The following is a 22,421-nucleotide window of genomic DNA, read 5'->3' as shown; positions in this document are numbered from 1 at the left end:
TCCACTAACCTAAATCAACATGAAGTTTTCTCAAAATCGCCTGTTCCTCGATAATTTTTTGAAATTCTTCTATACCCTTTGCATTTTTGCTCTTTTCGTCTAAACTCGCCTGTCTGATTTTTAGTATACTTTCAGTGACGGCTTTTTTCTTTTCGTCGTCACTGAGGTTAGTCCCCAAAGTTGTATTAAGTATTTTGGAAAGCAGTCTCTGTTTTTCCATGTCATCCGCATAGTCATCACATATATTTGAAAATCTCAAATCTCCCGCTCTAAGCTTTTCAAATATCTTTACAGCTACATCCCTATAGAAACCTTCACTGAAATTTTCCGGAGAAACATACTCACTTATCTTATTAAAAAGTGACACTTCCTCCACCATCCATGTAAGCAAAAGTCCCTGCGCTTTTGTATATCCGTCATCAATTTTTCTATTTTCTTTACTCGTATTTTTCTTTTCGGAAACTGCAGTATTTCCGAAGGAATTAACCATATCAAAGAGTGCATTATATTCAATCATCAATCTCTTTGCTACGGCATGAGTATAGTTTTCTCTTTCAAGCCTTTCTCCAAAGCCGCTTAACATTCTTGCAACTTCCCTGTAAAAGTTGGTCCTTTCATCAGGTTCATTTAAATTATAATCTTTCTTCAGTATTTCAACTTCCCAAAGAAAGGCATTATCTGCAGAATCTATCCTCTTTTGAAATTCCTCACTGCCCAGATTTTTTATAAATTCATCCGGATCTTTGTAAGGAGCCATAGATAATACTTTTACATTTATATTCTCTTCCTTTAAAAGAGGGATAGCTCTCTTTGCCGCATTTACACCTGCACCGTCAGAGTCATATGTAAGTATTACCTTTTTTGTATATCTGCTTATAAGTTTTACATGTAGAGGTGTGAGTGCTGTTCCAAGACTTGCCACAGCATTCTCAAAGCCTGCATTGTGTAAAGCTATGACATCCATATATCCTTCACATACCAAAAAGAAATCTCTTCTTGTTCTCTTTGCAAAATTCAATCCGTAAAGGTTTCTGCTCTTATCAAATGCAAGTGTCTCCGGTGAATTTACATACTTTGGAAGTCCGTCACCCAAGACTCTTCCGCCAAACCCTATAACTCTTGAGTTGACATCTATTATAGGAAACATAACTCTGTTCCAGAATCTGTCTCTTGCACCCTTTTCATCAATATTTATAAGACCGCTTTTTTTCAATATATCATCACCGTATCCCATACCTTTAAGGTATTGATACAGATCGTTTGATGTTTTTTTTGCAAATCCGAGTCCGAAATGGGTAATATGTCTGCTCTCAAGACCTCTGTCTTTGAAGTATTTCAATCCGATCTCACCTTCCTTTGAAAGCAAGTTTTCATAGAAATACTTTGCGGCAGTCTTATTTATTTCAAGAATAATGTTTTTTTCATCATTTTTTGCTCTGTCATTGTCACTAACCTGTGGCAATTCTATATTGGCTCTTTTAGCCAGCAGTGTTAACGCTTCTGTAAAAGAATAATTTTCATACTGCCTTATAAAAGCTATTACATCTCCCCCGACACCACAACCGAAGCAATGGAAAAGCTGCTTGCTTGGTGATACTGAAAATGAAGGAGATTTTTCTGCATGAAAGGGACAGAGTCCCATATAGTTGGCACCCTTTTTTTGTATTTTCACATAGCTTGAAACAACATCCACTATATCATTTGCAGATCTTACCTCATCTATTATTTCATTTGAATAATACAATTATTTCTCCTTAATATACATCCCAGGACTTTGGAACAAATATGTCTTTGAATTTTTCTATTGCATATAAATCAGTCATTCCTGCAATATAATCACAAACTACCAGTTCCCTGTCCTGATTCAACTCTTTTATAAAATATATATATTCATCCGGAAGCTTATCGGTATGGCACATATAATAGTCAAATAATGACTTTATCATAGTCTTTGCCTTTCCCTCCTGAGATTTTGGGACTTCATTGTAATATACCTTTTTAAACATCCATGTTCTAAGTCCCATCATTGCCTTATATATCTCTCTGTTCATGGAAATTTCAGGCTTATCAATACTTCCTTCTATCACACCGTGTACCAGATTGTTAAGTCTTTCTCTCACCGAATGGCCGAGTATATCGCTGTATTCTTTCGGAATATCATCTTCTTCCATAATACGCGCTCTTATAGAATCGTCTATATCATGATTTATATAGGCAATCTTATCTGAAAGTCTTACAACATGACCCTCCAAGGTGGAAGGATTACCTGATGTTCTGTGATTTAATATACCGTCTCTGACTTCTTTTGTAAGATTAAGTCCACGTCCGGATTTTTCTATAAACTCAACTATTCTTACACTCTGCTCATAATGTGCAAAACCGAATGAACATACGTCATTGAGTACGTCCTCCCCCGAATGTCCGAAAGGCGTATGTCCAAGGTCATGTCCCAAAGCTATCGCTTCCGTCAAATCTTCATTTAATCTTAGAGACTTGGCTATAGTTCGTGCAATCTGTGCCACTTCAAGTGTATGAGTAAGTCTTGTTCTGTAATGATCTCCTTCAGGCGCCAGAAAAACTTGAGTCTTATGTTTCAGTCTTCTAAACGCCTTTGAGTGAAGTATCCTGTCTCTGTCTCTTTGATATACAGTCCTTATATCACAGGCTTCTTCATACCTGTCTCTTCCTAAAGAATTTTTGCTTAAAGCGGCATATTTACTGAGAGTTAATTCCTCTCTGAGTTCTATATCTTCTCTTATATTCATAATTATTTCAGTTTAAATAATGTCGAGAGTACTCCTCTTCCAAGGCTTGCTCCCAGATTTCCTCCCAGGCTTGAACCGAATTTTCCGCCTGATTTTCCTAAAGTTTTACCGATTTGTCTTCCGATAGTGCCTGCAGCCGTACCTGCCACGGTAGCTACACCCTTCTTTATGGCATCCTTTTTCTTCTTTTCTTCCTTTTCGGCCTCTCTTGCCTGCTTTTCAGCTTCCTTTTGTGCCGCCTTTGCCTGCTTTTCGGCCTCTTTTCTTTCTATTTCAGCCTGCTTTTCAGCTTCTTTTCTTGCTATCTCGGCCTGTCTTTCCTCTTCCTGCTTTTGTGAGATTTCCACTTGCAATCTCTGTAAGAATTCATACGCCGAGTCCCTGTCCACCATATCTTTATATTTATTTGCCAGATCTGACATAGAAATAACTGCAGCTCTCATCATATCATCGATTGCTCCGAGATATGACTGTGGCGGAAGTACCTTGGCCTTTCTTACCATCGCAGGTGCACCGTCATCTTCTATAAAAGATACAACCGCTTCACCTATACCCAAATTTGTTATAATCTCAGCCGTATCGAAATCAGGATTTGCTCTGTAACTCTGTGCTGCGGCCTTTATACCTTTTTGTTCTGCAGGTGTATAAGCTCTGAGTGCATGTTGTACCTTGTTACCAAGCTGTGCCAATACCTCATCCGGTATATCACTTGGGTTCTGTGTTATAAAGTACACTCCGATACCCTTTGATCTTATAAGTTTTACTACCTGCTCTATCTTTTGAAGCAGAGCCTTTGGAGTATCTTTAAATAAAAGATGTGCTTCATCAAAGAAAAATACCATCTTAGGCTTGTCAAGATCTCCGACCTCAGGCATTATCTCAAATAGTTCAGCCAGCATCCAAAGCATAAAAGTGGCATATATTCCCGGATCGTTTATGATAGTTGTTGCATCAAGAACATTTATCATACCCTTGCCGTCCTTTGTAACAAACCAATCATTTATATCAAGTGCAGGCTCACCGAAAAATACATCTCCGCCCTTATCTCCAAGAGCTACAAGACCTCTCATTATTGCATTGACACTTTGAGGTGCTATATTTCCATACTCCGCCTTATAGTCTGCGACATTTTCACTGACATAGTTGAGCATACTCTTTAAATCTTTTAAATCGATAAGAAGTAATCCCTCATCATCAGCTATCTTAAATATAATATTCAGTATATCTGTCTGAATCTGATTAAGGTCAAGAAGCTTTGCCAACAGCATCGGTCCGAACTCCGAAATTGTAGTTCTGAGAGGTAATCCCTTTTTCCCGAATATATCCCAGAAAACTGTAGGATATGCCTTAAATGAAAAATCTTCTCCCATACCAAGCTCGGCAACTCTTTTAGTTATACTTTCTTTTTCCTCACCCGGCTTACACATACCTGATAAGTCACCCTTTATATCGGATAAAAACACCGGCACTCCGGCATCTGAAAATGATTCAGCCATTACCTTTAGAGTAACTGTTTTACCTGTTCCTGTAGCTCCTGCAATCAGTCCGTGTCTGTTTGCATATTTTGATTTTATACATAATTTGGCATCACCGTCGCTTACCACCCATATTTCATTCTCTTTATACATAGTATCTCCTAAAATTTCACTTTATACTTCTATTCTATCCCAACTTTCATATTATAACAAGTGAATATAATATTTTAATACAAAAAGAGCCGATACTTAAAGTATCGACTCTCTTTGACCGCAAAAGCGGCTTCCGTCTGTACACTAAATAAACTTTCGTCTATTAATTCTATTTATATCAAATCTAAGATTATATTATTTTGAATATAATGTTACAAGCTTCTCAAGATATGAGAATCTTTCCTTAGCATCCTTCTCATTCTTCTCGAAGAGTTCAGATGCTCTCTCAGGATCCTTGAGTGCAAGAGATGAGTAACGAACCTCTCCCTTAAGGAACTCTTGGTAATCTCCTGTAGGTGTCTTTGAATCAAGAGTGAACTTGTTCTCAGCATCAGGGTTGAATCTGAAGTTATTCCAGTAACCTGCCTCAACAGCAAGCTTCTCCTCTGTCATAGCCTTGCTCATACCCTTCTTGATACCGTGAGCGATACATGGAGCATATGCAATAACAAGTGATGGACCCGGATAAGCCTCTGCCTCAGCCAATGCCTTAACAGTCTGGTTATAATCTGCACCCATAGCGATCTGTGCTACATATACATAACCGTAGCTCATTGCAATACTTGCAAGATCCTTCTTCTTTGTATCCTTACCGCCGGCAGCGAACTGTGCTACAGCACCTGTCTTTGTTGACTTTGAGCTCTGTCCACCTGTATTTGAGTAAACCTCTGTATCAAATACCATGATGTTTACATCCTTACCGCTTGCGATTACATGGTCAAGACCGCCGAAACCGATATCATAAGCCCAACCGTCACCACCGAAGATCCACTGACTCTTCTTTGATAAGAATTCCTTGTTATCTAAGATTTCCTTAGCTTCAGCTGTATTTAACTTCTCAAGTTCAGCTACAAGATTATCTGTTGCTGTACCGTTTAATGCACCTACAGTGAATGTATCAAGGTATTCTTTAGCTGCTGCCTTAAGTTCTTCCGAACCGTTCTCGGCAATAGCCTCTACCTTTGACTTAAGTCCCTTTCTGATAGCCTCATTTGCAAGGAACATACCGTAACCGAACTCCGCATTATCCTCGAACAATGAGTTTGACCAAGCAGGACCATGTCCCTTATCATTTACTGTATAAGGTGTTGAAGGTGAAGAGTTACCCCAGATTGATGAACATCCTGTAGCATTTGAAATGTACATTCTGTCACCGAAGAGCTGTGTAATAAGTCTTGCATAAGGTGTCTCACCACAACCTGCACAAGCGCCTGAGAACTCAAGTAACGGCTTCTTGTACTGTGATCCCTTAACTGTTGTCTCCTTGAACTTAGCTATAACCTCAGCCTTCTCAGGTGTAGCTGTTGCATAGTCAAACCACTTCTGTCTATGTACATTCTCAGGCATACTCTCCATTACAAGAGCCTTCTCGCCCTTCTTTCCAGGACATACGTTAGCACAAGAACCGCAACCTGTACAGTCAAGAGCTGATACGGCTACTGTAAACTTGTAGTTCGGCATACCTGTCATCGGAAGTACGCTCATTCCCTCAGGAGCATTATTTGCCTCATCCTCTGTAAGAGCAACTGTTCTGATAACTGCATGAGGACATACATATGAACAGAATCCACACTGAATACAGTTATCACTGTTCCAGATAGGCATATTTACAGCAATACCACGCTTCTCGTATGCTGATGTACCTACAGGTGTTGTACCGTCAACATAGTCAACAAATGCAGATACAGGAAGGTTGTTACCCTCTTGTGCACTTACAGCTGTTTGAATAGTGTTGGCAAACTTGATTGCATCCTCTCTACCCTCTGTATGTACCGCATAGTCAAGTCCCTCATCCTCAGCATTTGCCCAACTTGCAGGAACCTCTACCTTATGAACGTTCTTAGCGCCTTCGTCGATAGCCGCCCAGTTCTTCTTAACTACATCCTCACCTTTTCTTCCGTAAGTCTTCTCAGCAGCCTTCTTCATGAGGTCAATAGCCTGCTCCTCAGGAATAATTGCTGAAAGCTTAAAGAATGCTGACTGAAGAATTGTGTTAATTCTTGTAGGTCCCATACCTGTAGCAATACCGATCTTTACACCGTCGATTGTGTAGAAGTTGATCTTGTGATCATGGATATACTTCTTAACCTGTCCCGGGATGTGCTCCTCAAGCTCCGCATCTGACCATGTACAGTTAAGAAGGAATGTACCTCCGTCAACAAGTTCCTGTACCATGTTGTACTTTCTCATATATGCAGGATTGTGACATGCTACAAAGTTTGCCTTACGAATAAGGTATGTTGACTTAATAGGCTTCTTACCGAAACGCAAGTGGCTCATTGTAACACCACCTGACTTCTTTGAGTCATAGTCAAAATATGCCTGAGCATATAAATCTGTGTTATCACCGATAATCTTGATAGAGTTCTTGTTAGCACCTACAGTACCGTCTGCACCAAGACCCCAGAACTTACAGTTTGTAGTTCCCTCAGGTGTTGTAATAAGAGCAGGACCCGGATCAAGTGAAAGATGTGTAACATCATCATTGATACCGATAGTAAATCTCTTCTTCTCTGTGTTGTGGAATGTTGCAACTATCTGAGCAGGTGTTGTATCCTTTGAACCGAGACCGTAACGACCGCTGAATACAGGAACAGCATCAAACTTTGTTCCCTTAAGTGCTGCAACAACATCAAGCCAAAGCGGCTCACCAAGTGATCCCGGCTCTTTTGTTCTGTCAAGAACTTCGATTCTCTTAACGCTGTCAGGGATAGCATCGATAAGTGCCTGTGCACTGAAAGGTCTGTAAAGTCTTACCTTAACAACACCGACTTTCTCACCCTGCTTTGAAAGATAATCAATTGTCTCTTCTATTGTATCATTAACTGAACCCATAGCGATGATGATTGTCTCGGCATCAGCAGCACCATAGTAGTTAAATAATTTATAATCTGTACCAATCTTAGCATTAACCTTATCCATGTACTCCTGAACGATTGCAGGTAATGCATCATAATAAGGGTTGCTTGCTTCTCTTGCCTGGAAGAAGATATCAGGGTTCTGTGCAGAACCTCTCTCTACAGGACGATTAGGATTAAGTGCATTCTTTCTGAAAGCGGCTATAGCATCCATATCTGCCATATCCTTAAGATCTTCATAATCCCAAGTTTCAATCTTCTGAATCTCATGTGATGTTCTGAATCCGTCAAAGAAGTTGATGAAAGGTACTTTACCCTTAAGCGCTGATAAATGTGCAACAGGTGTTAAATCCATAACCTCCTGAACTGATGATGAACAGAGCATTGCAGCACCTGTCTGACGACAAGCGTAAACATCTGAATGATCACCGAAAATACTAAGTGCATGTGTTGCAATAGCACGTGCAGAAACGTTAATAACTGCCGGAAGCTGCTCACCTGCTATCTTATAGATATTTGGGATCATAAGAAGAAGGCCCTGTGAAGCTGTATATGTTGTAGTTAAAGCTCCAGCTGAAAGAGAACCATGAACTGCACCTGCAGCACCTGCCTCTGATTGCATTTCTGTAACTTGTACAGTCTGGCCGAAAATATTCTTTCTACCCTCTGTTGCCCACTCATCGGTGTGCTCCGCCATGACAGATGATGGTGTTATCGGATAAATTGCAGCAACATCAGTATACGCATATGATGCATGAGCAGCTGCCTGATTACCATCCATGGTCTTCATTTGTCTCTTAGCCATTTAATTCCTCCTACTAAGTAATTCTTTATAATATTTATAATAATAAAATATTAGTTTTCGTATCTCATTATACCAATTTAAAAAATATTTGCAAATAATTATGTATGTATTTTGTGTACTATTCTTAGTACAATAACTTTTGTTTCCGTTTTAAAACAATAAAACCTTCAATATCTTATTTTCAGGCCTATTATTCATGGTCGTAGTGCTTACCACCCCAATACATTGTCTTCGCAACTTCCGCCTTAGGTCCGAGAGTAACGTCTTCCATAATCCATTTATAAAACTCTTCAAAACCGGTTCTGTCAACTATATATCCGACATGCTCTTTACCGTCAGGTGCATTCGGATCGATGTATTTTTCAACATATGAATATGCATTTTTCACAATTTTAAGAATACTGTCTTCATCCACCCATTTGATAAAGTCCTCGGCCATTCTCGGATTCTTTTTTCCGGTTCTGCCAAGTAAAACCAGTCTGTAGTACTTCTCCTTACTTCTTGTCCATGCTCTTGTAGGGCAGACTGTAATACATACACCGCATCCGATACATTTTTCCGTGTTTCTTACTATCTTACCGTTAACAACCTTAAGGGCATCCACACTTTTAGACTTACATCCCTTTACACACGCCTCACAGGTAACACATCGGTCGGGGTCATACTGCGGCTCAGTCATACCCATAATGCCGAAATCATTCATACGAACCTTGGCGCAATCGTTTGAACAACCTGTAAATGCCACCTTGAAATGCAGATTATTAGGGAAAATCTGCTTTTCCATTTTTCTTGCAAACTCTGTAGTATCATAATTTCCATAAGGACAAAGTCTTTTACCCGGACAGGCAACTACATTTCTTGTTCCTGAAGCCGCATATCCCGTATCTCTCTTTTCCTGATTTGTTCCTTCATTATCGATAATAAGCTGTATTTCTTTATTTACGGCATCCATATCCGATATTTTGATACCCGGAATCTCAACACCCTGTCGATTTGTAAGAAAAATGCTTCCGTTTCCGTACTTATCCGCAACTTCTGCAATTCTCTTTAAACTCTCCGCATCGATATATCCGCCCGGCATTCTTATTCTGGAAGCTGTCTCACCGCGTACCTTAGAAACACGAAAGGCATTTTTTTTAAGCTTTTTTACATTTATATCCATCTTTACCTCACTAATCAATCAAAGCCTTACTGTCAACATAGTTAAATACCGGTCCGTCAAGACAAATATAAGTATCATTAACCTTACAATGTCCGCATTTACCGATACCGCAGCACATCTTTCTCTCATATGAAACCCAGATGTTCTCCTCCTTAAAGCCAAGCTTTAAAAGTTCTATTACGGAAAACTTCATCATCGCAGGAGGTCCGACTACCACAGCCTGTGCGGTTTCAATATCCTTAAGCTTAAGCTCAGGAATAAACTTTGTTACAAGACCGACATTTCCGGTGTAGCCTTGTGCTTCCTTATCCATTGTTAAAATAAGATCCATTTGAGATTCCCATCTGATAATATCGTCTCTAAACAGCATATCATCAGGGCTTCTGAATCCGAGTATTACATGTTTATCCTTTGAATCTTTACTTTCACCAAGTGCATTGATAACTCCGCGCACAGGAGAAACTCCGGTACCTCCGGCTACAACCACACATTCTCCGTTAATATATTTATCAACATCAAATCCGTTACCGTACGGCCCTCTGAGAAGCAAAGTATCACCTATGTAATTTTCAAACACCTCATCAGTAACTCTTCCCACCTTACGGATAGTCAAATCGATACTGTTCTCCGTTATTCCGCTTACGGAAATAGGTGCCTCACCGAATTTTGGAATTGAAACTTCAAAGAACTGTCCCGGCTTTACATCACCTTTAAACTCAAGCCTGAATGTGTATTCTTTCTCTGTATGTTTAATAACATCTAAAATCTTTGACGGAAAAGGAATATAAGGATTAGTTCTCATTTTGCACCTCCTCTACTTTAGCTGTTACTTTGTTAATAATATTTGAGAATGAAATATACTCAGGACATACGGTATCACATCTTCCGCATCCTACACACATATTGTAGCCGAATCTCTTTTTAAAATCATATATCTTATGCATGGTTTTAAATCTCATACGCTCACCATGCTTCTTCCTGTATTCTCCACCGCCTGCAACATTTGTATATCCGTCTACCATACATGAAGCATTGACTCTTCTTCTTTCTCCGACTTTACCGTTATCTGTATAATAAACATCCTGCATTGTGTAACAGGTACATGTAGGACACACATAGTTACATCTTCCGCATCCTATACATCTTGTGTTATATTCCTCCCACATATCGGATGTAAATATTGAAAGAGGTACGCTGTCGGGCAACTTTACTCTTGTTTCATTTTCAGTTACAAATCTTGGAATAATATCCTGCTCTTTTAAGGCGTTATTTGTAAATATCTCTTCAAGAACACTATCTTTTAACTGACAATGAAACTGATTGTCTATATAATCCACTGAAAAACTGTAATCCAAATCATCTGCACGATTTGTACCCATATCCACACAGAAACAGTCCTCATATGAATGAGCACAACCTATAAGAACAAATTTTACTTTATCTCTGATTCGGGCGTAAAAATAATCTTCTTCTCTTCCATTGTGAAGATATATCTGATCAAGCCTTTTTAAAGCATTAAGATCACAGCTTCTTAAAAAGACCAAAACCTCTCTCTCATCTATTTCAGACTCCTTTACATCATTTTCCGTAAAGAAAAACAATGTCTGTGACAGAGGTGTCAAAATCTCCTTAAATGAATAATCGGATTTTTTATCAAGCTCGATCTCTGAAGCCTCTTTTACAAAATCATATCTTACTACGTCGGTATCTGTAAATCTTCCTTCTCCCACCTTGAGCACAGGTGCATAAATACGGTAGCTTTTTGATAATTCCTCAATTACTTTATTGAATCCACCGGGTAAAAATATATAACCCCTTTTCCCCATACTTTCTCCTTTATTTACTACACTATCTTCATCGACATAGTAAAGCTTAATTATATTTAAACTTTTAATACCGATTCATAGCCAAACTTCAATACATATTGATAAATCTTTATCACTGTATACAAGAAATTATAACACGAACTTTGAAAATATCAATTCCTATACTACAATGATTTGCATGAATTATTGCATATTTTTACATACAAAAAGGCTCATACTCTGAAAATGATTTTCAATAAGTATGAGCCTTATATTATTTAAATCTGCAAAATCTGTTTGCCTTATCATTACCTAATATCAGACATGTCAAAAAAGAGATTGTCAAAAGTATAATCAATATAGTTGTTTTACCAAATACGGGCCATATAAAATTATCAAGTACCAAATGTGAAAAGGCATCTCTTATAATTCTGTGAAATGCAAATATCGGCAAACTGTATACACCGAATCTTTTGAATATATTTGTCAAGAAATTCTTCTTTAATGATGTTAATACAAATATAAAATAAGAAGTACTCAAGGCATACGGCATATATATAATTCTAAGCGGATTTAATACACCTTTAAATATAGGCAATATATTTCCTTCAGCTATGCGATATCCCCAATGTCCATAAAAAATCAAAGTATAAAATCTGACATATTTAAAGAAAACAAAAAAAACCAATACACAAAAAGCTCCCATTGCAAAGAGACGTATATTTATTTCTTCAAAAATTGAAGTCTTACTTACAGATGAATATTTTTTATACAATACACCTATATAAAAATATGGAGCAAAAGATACTACCCTGTCTAAAGATAAAAAATCATCTATTTTCACCTGCCAATTCATATTAAGCATTGAAAAAAATGTAAAAAATATTATCAATACCGTTACATATATTGTAACAGCATCAGAATTAAATTGTTCTCTTTTGACTTGACTTGTTTTTTTCTTATTCAGCTTCAAAAACAACTCCAAAGGATATAGTGACAATCTGAAAAAAATAAGCGCCGAGATATACCAAGGTGTAGATGATTCATGTAAAAAATCGGGAATTATATTCCTGTCTCCATAGAATAACATATCACTTATATGCAATAATATCTTCATCATTAAAAATAACATTATAAGAGGAATAACAGATTTTAATTTAGTTCCCCTCCTTTTCCATGAATCATAATAAAGATATCCGGATAAAAATATAAATGCAGGCATATGAAAACTGTAAATGAAGAAAAAAAGTTTATTAAAAATCGTATATTCTCTTTTCTTTACAGGCAAAAGAAAATGTCCGAATACCACAAGAAAAATCAACACACCTTTAAATATATCAAGGCTGTAATTCCTTTTTCTGTGATTACCCGTATCAGAACTCATATCTCACCATCTTTCCGTTAAATTTATTTACAATTTCCTGTAATTATCCAATAACATTTTTAAATCGGCAATATCCTCAAGTAATTTCTTACCTATATCCGTATCTTTTACAAACATTCGATATACATCCTTTTCAACTATTTCCGATTCCGATTTAATGTCGGTATTGTTTATCAGGGCATCTTCTACCGAAGTAAAAGGTGTATGCGCTTTCAGTCTCAGCCCGTGGGAATTAAATATCAAAGTATATCCTGCAATTCCCGTAGTTTTATTCATAGAGCGGCAAAATCCTCCGTCTATTACAAACAGTCTTTCATTTGCACGTACAGGATGTTCACCGTCAATCGCATGAACAGGTGTATGTCCGTTTATAATATGTGAGTGCGTATCATAAAGACCGAACTCGTGTAAAATCTGAATACAAAAGCTTTCATCATAGTACTTGCTGTAATATGGATTTGATTTTTCCTTCCAAAAACTCTTATCTTCAGTATAATCTCGCTCAAAAGTCTTTACTTTTCTACCGCATAAAGGCGATTTCTCACCACCCCATAAAAACCACATAAAATCAACATCATCATGACTCGGATTGTCAATGTAGGCTGCTCTGGCTTTTTCATCACATATATCAAACAATGCTTTTCCATGATAGCATTTGCCGTTTATACAAAGCATATCAAATATTCCGTTTTCATCCACAGGAACACAACCGTGATATATAAGATTCCTGTTATAAACATTGTACATACCGCCTTTATCATATAAAAACTTTATATGTTTATTTAATCTCTGACCTGATACAAAACTTCTATGCAGCTTCAGCATGATTTCATTTTCCTCGGCAGTAAGTTCATAAGGATTTTCCCTATTTAATGTCGGGAATATATTCGTTTTCAGTTTTGTCTTCACTCCGTCAACAGTTACATATCCTTCATCAAGATCTATATGCTCTAAAAGCAGTCTGTCATCCATACCGTATTCAGGATGCCTTTTTATAAGCTGACCTTCCAGCTTAAAGAGTATCACTTTTATTGCGGCAAGTGCGGCCTGTATTCCGTCTTCAATACCGTACTTTGACATTCCGAAAAGCATAAGATGTCTTAAGCTGATACCGTAAGCGTTCTCAAGAATTTCTACATTTCCATACTTTAAGTTATTTCTGATAACATTACAAATACATGCATCATTTCCACATGCGGCTCCCATCCAAAGAATATCATGATTTCCCCACTCAATATCAAGAGAATGATAATTCATAAGTAAGTCTATTATCTTGTCCGCATTGCCGCCTCTGTCAAAGATATCACCTACTATATGGAGATGATCGACTGCAAGCCTTTTTATAAGTGCAGAAAGTGCAATTATAAATTCATCGGCATCATCAAGATCTATAATGGTCTGCAATATATGTCTGTGATAGCTTACTTTATTTGTGTCTTCATTTTTTTGTGCATGCAAAAGCTCATCAATGATATATGCATAATCTTCAGGCAAAGCCTTTCTCACTTTTGATCTTGTATATTTGGATGATAATAACTTTGCAAGCATTATAAGATAATTCAGTGTCATCGAATACCAGTCATTATCTATCCTGTCAATTTCTGCAAGCATAGTCATTTTCTCTCTTGGATAATATATGAGAGTACACAGCTCCTGCCTGTCAAACTCGGACAATGTTTCTCCGAATATAATATCGACTTTTTCTTTTATTACTCCGGAGCAATTATTCATTATATGCAAAAAAGCTTCATATTCGCCATGTATATCACTTAAAAAGAACTCTGTACCCTTAGGCAGATTTGTTATTGCAGACAGATTTATAATCTCTCTTATAACCGCCTGACTTGACGAATAATTTTGTTTCAGAAGTTTTAAATACTTTACATTTTCCTTGTCCCTATTCATAAATTATCCCCCGTATTATATTAATTCTCCAGTTTCTCCACAGTCTCTTCAGGTTTTGTGACCTCAGTTGTAGTAAGCTTCTCAACAGTAGGTTCGGCGGTGGTTTCCTTCGCCTTTGTACTTTCTTTTGCTTTGGTACTTTCCTTCGCTTTAGTGCTTTCTTTAGGCTTAGCCGAAGTCTCCGCAGGCTTAGCACTCTCCTTGGTTTCCTTTACCTTAGTAGACTTTTCTTCGGTACTTAACTTTTCTACGGTGCTTTCACTACTTCCTGAATCCTTTTTCTTTGTTGTACTCTCTGCAGTCTTTTCTTGAGTGCTTTCAGCCTGAGTTGTAGCTGTGCTTGTACTTTGACTTACATGAGCACTTGATGTACTTTCAGTACTTGATACGCTACTTTCATTACTCTTTGAAGCGGTGGTTTCCTCACTATCGGAGTTCACCTTTATTTTGGCAGGTTTTCCCTTATATGTTGAATTGTGGAAAGGCTCTTCCTTTACCAACACACCGTCTTTTTTCACAATATATGTAGTCGCCCATCTTGAGCCTTTTTTAGCCTCGGTTACTACAACCTGTTTTCCCTTTTTCAAACTCTTATCTTCAATATACTCAGGAACCGGAGGATTTAAATCTGATATTTTCTTTGACGACATTTCAACGGTAACACCTTCTTCCAAAATAGGAATTCCTATAATTGAACATGTAAGTGTCTGTCCGGTAAGTACCGCTCGAATAGCAATAGCGGTGTCGGATGTATTTATGAATTTCATATCCGGACCTGCATATCCGTCATAGCTTACCATAGCATCTTCACCCGGAGTTACATAACTTGGCTCAAATGAATGTGCATGCCTCTCGGTTGTTTTTAAGCCTGAGAAAATAACCGCATTGTAAAGAGTTGATGAAACCTGACATACACCGCCACCCGGCTCTTCAGATAAAACACCGTTTACATAGGCTCCTGCAGGCTTATATCCTCTCTCAAGCGTTCTGTTACCTGTAGTGTTGTTGAAAGAAAATTCCTCTCCGGGCTTTATTATAAGTCCGTCAAGCGCTTCGGATGCAAGTGAAATATTTGTATTTCTGTCCTTATTATCTGTAGTCTTTGTAGTAAATGTACCAATTACCTTGTACATCTCCTTTGCTTTTGCAGCCGAAATACTTGCCTTCACTTCATTTCTTACAACGGAAATATCAGCCTCAAAATTCTTACGACTCACATATGAATTAAGGTCCGACTTAAGTCTGCCTTCATCAATTAGATATCCGTCACTTTCATCAGCATATGTAAAACTCTTTGTTTCCTTGTTAAATCCCGATATAGACCCGTTTACAGGGTTTATATTCCATTTTTCCTTTGCTTTTTCCACCATTGAATCTATGTCGGCATCATCAAAGTTTATCTCATAATGTGATGCGGCATTGTCAACATCAGCATATATCTCATTTAAAAGTTTTGTTACCTTTGTATCCAAAACATTGTCAAGTACCATACTGTCACTTAAATCATCACCGATATGTAAAGTTAATTTCCACGGATATACTTTGTCTATAGCCGCTTTTGCCTCCGACATTTTCATTCCGGTAATATCTATCTCATCAATAGTTATCTGTTTTTTTAATTTTTCATCTGCAATTTCAGTAGTCACCTCAGTACCGTCAACTTTTGATGACTTCAAAAACTTTCCGACTTTTTGTAATCCCGATATGGCAATCAATACCAGTATAATAAATGCCGCAACAAGAACAGCTACCGCTCTCATATTTATATCTGCCGTAAAGCCCCTTTTTTGCGATCTCTTTCTTGCTTCTCTTACTCTCTCCGAGCCTGTTTTTTTACTGCTGTTTTGTTTATTTAACATTTCAATTCCTTATAAGATCAATTAATAAAATGCCCTTATGCTATTTTTGATAAAAACATACCTTGGGATTAAATTATACCAATAATATGATTTTAAAACAATTAAAATTACTTATCAATATTTGCTTTACAAAATTTATTGTGCTAGACTTATTTATGCAAATATTTAATATATGTAAAAAGTATTTTTTTAAGGTGATTATATGAAAGAAAATTTTAAATATATAGACCTTCATACACATTCTACTGCTTCAGACGGTACATGCTCTCCCGCAGAGGTTGCCATATCGGCAAAGAAAGCTTCTCTTAGCCTTATTGCACTTACGGATCATGACACTATGGCAGGTGTGGAAGAATGTTTTAAAAAAGGATTGGAACTTGATTTATCCGTAATAGCCGGAGTTGAAATGAGCTGTGTATATAAAGATAAAGAAATACATATTCTGGGTTATCTGCTGCCTTCTTCAATTTCTAAGAGAGAACTGAATATTCCAAAAGAAATATTTGAGGATTTGAGTTTTTTTGCAAAAGAAAGGGCTGAAAGAAACGCTGAAATAATCAGGAGATTTAAAAATGACGGTATAATTATTTCCGAAAATGATTTGAACAACTCAAATCCGAATGCCCAGATAACAAGATCACATTTTGCAAATGCTCTTATAAAACTTGGACTTGTAAAAAATAAGGCCGAGGCTTTTGATAAATATCTTGAATATGGCAGTAAATATATACCGGTTAAGAATATCACGACAATAAGATGTATGGATTTTTTAAAAAAACATAATTTCTTTATTTCACTTGCACATCCTTTTCAGTACAAATTCTCCGATGAGGATTTGAATGCTCTTATATTACATTTGATTGAACTTGGATTAAACGGTATAGAGGTATATCATTCCACTCACTCGGCTTCAGATATTGAAAACCTCCGTTTATTGGCGGATAAATACAAGCTTTTTCCTACAGGAGGCAGTGATTTTCATGGAGAAAACAAGCCGGGACTTGAAATAGGTAAAGGATACGGTGATTTAAAGATTCCGTTTGAATTTTTAGAGAATATATTAAAAACCAAATCCGACTAGATAAAAAATGCGTATGGGAAAACCCATACGCATAAATTTTATAATTTTACAGCTGCCGGCTTTTTCTTTGCCTTTGTTACAATATCGTCAGCACTCTTATAAATAGATGACTTACCGATACAACCTCTTACACTTGAAAGCGGATATATTGTGGTGTTCTTTCCTATAACGGTTCCCGGATTCAAAATCGATCCACAACCTACTTCAGCTTCATCACCTACTATAGCTCCAAGCTTTCTGAGTCCTGTCTCAAGCTCCGCATCCTCTAAATGAAGTACAACATCGGACTTATCACTCTTAAGATTTGATGTAATTGCGGAAGCTCCGAGATGCGCTTTATAACCGATGATAGAATCTCCAACATAGCTGAAATGAGGTACCTGTGCCTTGTTAAAAAGTATAGCATTCTTAAACTCACAAGAGTTTCCTGCCACTGCACCTTCACCTATAATTACATTACCTCTGAAGAATGCACATGAACGAATACTTGCATCTTTTCCGATAATAAGCGGACCTGCAAGCGCAATTGTAGGCATTATCTTTACCGAACGATGAACCCAGATATTCTTTCCGATTTTTAAATACTCCGTATCAGGTAATGTAGCACCGATTTCTTCTATAAAACTTCCAAGTTCTTTAAATACTTCCCAAGGATATGTGTATTTTTCGAAGAGAGACTTTGCTATAGTTTCTTCCAAATCAAAAAGTTTTTTTGTTTTTACATCGATTTTTTTCATTTTCTATCCTTTCATGCCCTTATATTCTTTTGAAACCTCTTCAAATACGGCATTTAAACTATATTGGTTATTAAGTTGCTTCACATTAAGACATCGAATACCTACAAATCTTTCAAGCTTTGTCATATATTCTTCAGATGTAATATCACCGTTTGATACCATCGTAAGTCCCTTTTCCCAGCTGGCAGTCAGCTCCGGATTTAAAAGTTGTGAAATAGAACAATTTACTACTTCATATACAATTTCACCAAAAAGTGTAGGGGTAATTATTTGAGTCTTTTTATTTAAAGCCAGATATTTTATCGAAAATAATTTTTTCAAAATATCAGCCCTTGTAGCAGAAGTACCTATACCGCTTCCCTTTATTTGACTTCTAAGCTCCTCATCCTCTATAAGCTGTCCTGCATTCTCCATTGCAAGTATAATAGAGCCTGACGAATATCTCTTTGGAGGTACCGTCTCACCCTCTTTAATACTCAAAGAGTTAAGTGTAAGCTTTGAACCCTTTCTAAGTGATGAAATCATCTTTATATACTCCGGATTTTGATCGTCACCGGTTTCGTCATCTTCACCCTCTGTTTTTACCGGGCTTAATATATTTAAAAATCCTCTTTCAACACATACTTTTGTATTTGCAACAAATATCTCATCCCCTATACCGAAGCGTATAGCAAACTTTTGATATATTGCCGGAGGATAAAATATACTAAGAAATCTTCTGCATATGAGTTCATATACAGACAATGACAATTTACTCAGTGAATTCATATTTCCAAACCCGGTAGGTATTATAGCATAATGGTCGGTGATTTGACTATCATTAACATACTTTGTTTTTGAAATATTTTTATATGTACCCTTTTCAAGAATATTATTTGCAAAATCCGCAAGTGTCGAAAACTTACAAAGTCCCTTTATATTCTTGTCTATTTCCTTTGCTACGGCGCCGGAAAGCACTCTTGCATCCGTTCTCGGATAAGTAACAAGCTTTTTTTCATACAATTCCTGAATTATTTTTAATGTTTCATCAGGACTTATTTTAAATCTCTTTGAACATTCATTTTGTATCTCTGCCAGATTGAAAAGTAAAGGAGGATTTTTTGTTTCTTTCTTTTTCTCATTTGAAAGTACAACTGCTTCCCTATTGTTTTCATCGGCAATTTTTTCTATATGTGATATAAGTTCTTCTGCATATATCTTTTCTCTGAAACCGTTATCCTTGTAAAGCATAGGAGAATTAAAGTATTTTGACTTCTCATTTACCTTCCACTCTCCGTCTATACTCATTCCCTGATTTTCAAATTTACCCAAAACTTTAAAGAAGGGAGTCTTTACAAAGTTTCTTATTTCTCTTTCTCTGTTTACCACCATTCCCACAACACAGGTCATTACTCTTCCAACACTGAGTACCGCTCTGTCAAGCTTTAAAAAACTTGCAACATTTCTGCTGTATTTTATGGTTAGGATTCTGGAGAAGTTGATTCCCATAAGATAATCTTCTTTTGCACGAAGAAAGGCGGCTGCGGAAAGATTATCATACTCAGACCAATCTTTTGCTTCTCTTATACCTCTTAGTATCTCATCTTCGGTTTGAGAATCTATCCACACCCTTTTTCTTTGCTTTCCCTGCACATTCGCCATCATATCTACAAGTCTGTATATATATTCTCCTTCTCTTCCCGAGTCGGTACAAATATATATCGTATCAACATCTTCTCTGTTTAAAAGATTCGAAACTATGGTAAACTGATTTTTTACACCGTCAATTATCTCATATTTAAACTCTTTAGGTAAAAAAGGCAAAGTATCAAGTGACCATCTTTTCAGCCTCTCATCATACTTTTCAGGGTAGCTCATAGTTACAAGATGTCCCACACACCAAGTAACTATAATATCATCGCCTTCCAGATATCCGTTTTTTCTTCCTGTAGGTACTTTCAGAGCCTTTGCAAACTCGGTCGCTACACTTGGCTTTTCCGCTATAAAAAGTTTCTTCATTAATCTCTTTCTACACTGAACTTATATACAGTTTCACTGATAAACTCTTCAAGTTCATCTACTACCGGCTGTATAAACTCCGGCATATTTATCGCATTAGGGAAAAATTGTGTTTCAAAACAATATCCGCTTCTCTTCGGATATGTTACACCTCTTTTTCCGACTATTTCTTCTGTCAGATAATTACCTGTATAAAACTGTACACCCGGTAAATCGGTATAAACTTCCATAACTCTTTTACTGTTTTCATCTTTTGCCTTTGCGGCAAGTCTGAGATTACCGTCATAATCTCTGATTATCCAGTTATGATCATATCCGTTACCCTGCACTACAGATTCATAATCGGAGTCGATTTCCTTACCAATCTTTTTGTATTGTCTAAAGTCCATTGCTGTATTTTCAACTTTTCTTATCTCACCTGTAGGTACGGAGTTTTCATCACATGGCAGGAAGCTGTCTGCTAAAATCATAACCTCCTGATCATATATATTCTTACTGTCCTGTCCGGCAAGATTAAAATATGCATGATTTGTTAAATTTACAGCCGTTTTTTTATCACAAACAAAGCTGTATCCTATTGTAAGTGCATTATCATCAGACAAGACATAACTTACATTTATCCTTGCTTCTCCGCCAAAACCCTGATCGCCGTCAGGACTTATAAGCATAAATGTTATCATATCTCTGTCTTCGTCTTCAAATGTACCCACTTCCCAGATTCTGTCATGCCAATAGTCAGGTCCCGAGTGCAGTGCATTGTTTCCGTTATTTAAAGCAAGTTGAAATTCCTTGCCGTCAATTGTAAACTTTCCTTCCGGTATACGATTCGCATATCTGCCTATAATAGAACCGAAATGCGGAATATTATTCTCATATCCGGCTACAGTATCATATCCAAGGCATACATCTTCAAACTTTCCGTCTTTATCAGGTACCATCATACTTACCCAAGTACCTCCAAGATCGGTAAAAGATGCGCTTACTCCGTTTTTATTTGTCAGAGTATATAGATTTACAATCTTACCGTCTTTTGTTTTCCCAAATTCAGTTGTCTTAATACCCATGTTTTTCCTCACTTTACAAAGAAAAAGCCATCACAGCTCTACGTGACAGCTATTATACTATATTATACAAATTTTTCCATTCCCTTGCAAGACTTAGTGTAAATATCACCATAGCATGATAATTGCTTCAATACATGAAATTTAAAAAGGCATCTGCAATGCAAATGCCTCATTAATAATTATTTTGCTGTTATAAAATTCTTTGCTGTAAGGTACTCCGCACAAAGAAGTGCACCGCCTGCAGCACCTCTTAAAGTATTATGTGAAAGTCCGATAAACTTATAGTCATACATTGAATCTTCTCTAAGTCTACCCACTGAAACACCCATACCGTTCTCAAAATCAACATCAAGATTTACCTGTGGTCTGTTATCTTCTGTAAGATACTGTATAAACTGCTTCGGTGCTGAAGGAAGGTTAAGTTCCTGAGGCTCTCCCTTGTACTCTACAAGTTTCTTTATGAGATCTTCCTTGGAAGCCTTGTTCTTAAACTTTACAAATACTGCAGCTGTATGTCCGTTAAGTACCGGTACTCTTACACATTGGCAAGTAATCTTTGGTGAAGTTGCAGGAACAATCTCATCACCTTCAATATGTCCCCAGATTCTGAGAGGCTCTTTCTCACTCTTTTCTTCCTCACCGCCGATAAACGGAATAATGTTTTCAACCATCTCAGGCCAATCCTTGAAAGTCTTTCCTGCACCTGATATAGCTTGATATGTTGTAACTACAACTTCATACGGCTCATACTCTTTCCATGCATTAAGCACAGGAGCATAGCTTTGTATGGAACAGTTAGGCTTTACCGCAATAAATCCTCTCTTTGTTCCGAGTCTCTTCTTCTGTGACTCAATAATTGTAAAATGCTCAGGATTTATCTCAGGAACAACCATAGGTACATCCTTTGTCCAACGATGTGCGGAGTTGTTTGAAACTACAGGAGTCTCCGTCTTTGCATAAGCCTCCTCAATAGCCTTTATCTCTTCCTTTGTCATATCCACAGCCGAGAATACAAAGTCAACCTGTGAAGCAACCGCATCAACATCATTTACATTCATTACAATAAGGTCTTTATAAGCCTCAGGCATAGGAGTTGTCATTTTCCAACGGCTTCCTACAGCATCCTCATATCTTTTTCCTGCACTGCTTGGGCTGGCTGCTACAACTACAACTTCATACCAAGGATGATTTTCAAGTAATGACAAAAATCTCTGTCCTACCATACCTGTTGCACCGAGGACAGCAACTTTTAATTTCTTATCCATATTATCTCTCCATATCTGTTTATTTTGAATAACAGTTCATAAATC

15 protein-coding genes are annotated in these 22,421 nt (G+C 37.2%); 1 reads left to right on the top strand and 14 read right to left on the bottom strand.

Going from position 1 to position 22,421, the window contains the following annotated elements; translation table 11 throughout:
* Window positions 1-4: 4 nt before the first annotated feature.
* The 10 genes from dnaG to HMPREF1135_RS02575 all read right to left on the bottom strand — a co-directional run bounded on the left by dnaG (window position 5) and on the right by HMPREF1135_RS02575 (window position 16,231).
* Window positions 5-1,744, bottom strand: a complete 1,740-nt coding sequence (gene dnaG / locus HMPREF1135_RS02620) for a DNA primase (protein WP_007591693.1) — start codon at window positions 1,742-1,744, stop codon at window positions 5-7.
* 10 nt (window positions 1,745-1,754) lie between these two features.
* Window positions 1,755-2,765 (bottom strand): deoxyguanosinetriphosphate triphosphohydrolase, encoded by a 1,011-nt coding sequence (locus tag HMPREF1135_RS02615; RefSeq protein WP_007591692.1) that lies wholly within the window; start codon window positions 2,763-2,765, stop codon window positions 1,755-1,757.
* Between the two features lie 2 nt (window positions 2,766-2,767).
* Window positions 2,768-4,393 carry a helicase HerA-like domain-containing protein gene (locus HMPREF1135_RS02610; protein WP_007591690.1) on the bottom strand — a complete coding sequence of 542 codons (1,626 nt, stop codon included), beginning with the start codon at window positions 4,391-4,393 and terminating at the stop codon, window positions 2,768-2,770.
* A 195-nt stretch (window positions 4,394-4,588) separates the two neighbouring features.
* Window positions 4,589-8,116 (bottom strand): pyruvate:ferredoxin (flavodoxin) oxidoreductase, encoded by a 3,528-nt coding sequence (gene nifJ, locus HMPREF1135_RS02605; RefSeq protein WP_007591688.1) that lies wholly within the window; start codon window positions 8,114-8,116, stop codon window positions 4,589-4,591.
* Window positions 8,117-8,306: 190 nt separating this feature from the next.
* Window positions 8,307-9,278 carry a sulfite reductase subunit C gene (gene asrC / locus HMPREF1135_RS02600; protein WP_007591685.1) on the bottom strand — a complete coding sequence of 324 codons (972 nt, stop codon included), beginning with the start codon at window positions 9,276-9,278 and terminating at the stop codon, window positions 8,307-8,309.
* A gap of 10 nt (window positions 9,279-9,288) precedes the next feature.
* Window positions 9,289-10,080: an anaerobic sulfite reductase subunit AsrB gene (asrB, locus tag HMPREF1135_RS02595; RefSeq protein WP_007591684.1), complete on the bottom strand. Its 792-nt coding sequence runs from the start codon at window positions 10,078-10,080 to the stop codon at window positions 9,289-9,291.
* Window positions 10,070-11,104 carry an anaerobic sulfite reductase subunit AsrA gene (asrA, locus tag HMPREF1135_RS02590; RefSeq protein WP_007591682.1) on the bottom strand — a complete coding sequence of 345 codons (1,035 nt, stop codon included), beginning with the start codon at window positions 11,102-11,104 and terminating at the stop codon, window positions 10,070-10,072. Before asrA ends, asrB begins: the two co-directional genes overlap by 11 nt.
* A gap of 253 nt (window positions 11,105-11,357) precedes the next feature.
* Entirely contained in the window at window positions 11,358-12,467 is a 1,110-nt protein-coding gene (locus HMPREF1135_RS02585) for an acyltransferase family protein (protein WP_007591680.1), read from the bottom strand.
* Between the two features lie 27 nt (window positions 12,468-12,494).
* Entirely contained in the window at window positions 12,495-14,372 is a 1,878-nt protein-coding gene (locus tag HMPREF1135_RS02580; RefSeq protein ID WP_007591678.1) for a fructose-bisphosphatase class III, read from the bottom strand.
* A 20-nt stretch (window positions 14,373-14,392) separates the two neighbouring features.
* Window positions 14,393-16,231 (bottom strand): VanW family protein, encoded by a 1,839-nt coding sequence (locus HMPREF1135_RS02575; RefSeq protein ID WP_007591675.1) that lies wholly within the window; start codon window positions 16,229-16,231, stop codon window positions 14,393-14,395.
* 202 nt (window positions 16,232-16,433) lie between these two features.
* Between HMPREF1135_RS02575 and HMPREF1135_RS02570 the strand changes: the two genes are divergently transcribed.
* On the top strand, window positions 16,434-17,312 hold the full coding sequence (locus HMPREF1135_RS02570; protein ID WP_007591673.1) for a PHP domain-containing protein: 879 nt from the start codon (window positions 16,434-16,436) through the stop codon (window positions 17,310-17,312).
* A gap of 38 nt (window positions 17,313-17,350) precedes the next feature.
* Here HMPREF1135_RS02570 and HMPREF1135_RS02565 read toward each other — a convergent pair whose 3' ends face one another.
* The 4 genes from HMPREF1135_RS02565 to asd form a co-directional block, all read right to left on the bottom strand.
* Window positions 17,351-18,049 carry a UDP-N-acetylglucosamine pyrophosphorylase gene (locus HMPREF1135_RS02565; RefSeq protein ID WP_007591671.1) on the bottom strand — a complete coding sequence of 233 codons (699 nt, stop codon included), beginning with the start codon at window positions 18,047-18,049 and terminating at the stop codon, window positions 17,351-17,353.
* 3 nt (window positions 18,050-18,052) lie between these two features.
* Entirely contained in the window at window positions 18,053-20,047 is a 1,995-nt protein-coding gene (locus HMPREF1135_RS02560; RefSeq protein WP_007591669.1) for a DNA topoisomerase, read from the bottom strand.
* Entirely contained in the window at window positions 20,047-21,111 is a 1,065-nt protein-coding gene (locus HMPREF1135_RS02555; protein ID WP_007591668.1) for an aldose epimerase family protein, read from the bottom strand. Before HMPREF1135_RS02555 ends, HMPREF1135_RS02560 begins: the two co-directional genes overlap by 1 nt.
* A gap of 179 nt (window positions 21,112-21,290) precedes the next feature.
* Entirely contained in the window at window positions 21,291-22,376 is a 1,086-nt protein-coding gene (asd, locus tag HMPREF1135_RS02550; protein WP_007591666.1) for an aspartate-semialdehyde dehydrogenase, read from the bottom strand.
* Window positions 22,377-22,421 lie beyond the last annotated feature (45 nt).

The organism is Lachnoanaerobaculum sp. OBRC5-5, from assembly GCF_000296385.1.
Classification (GTDB): Bacteria; Bacillota; Clostridia; order Lachnospirales; family Lachnospiraceae; genus Lachnoanaerobaculum.
The sequence above is the reverse complement of the archived record's forward strand: the minus strand, read 5'-3'. Positions and strand labels throughout refer to the sequence as shown.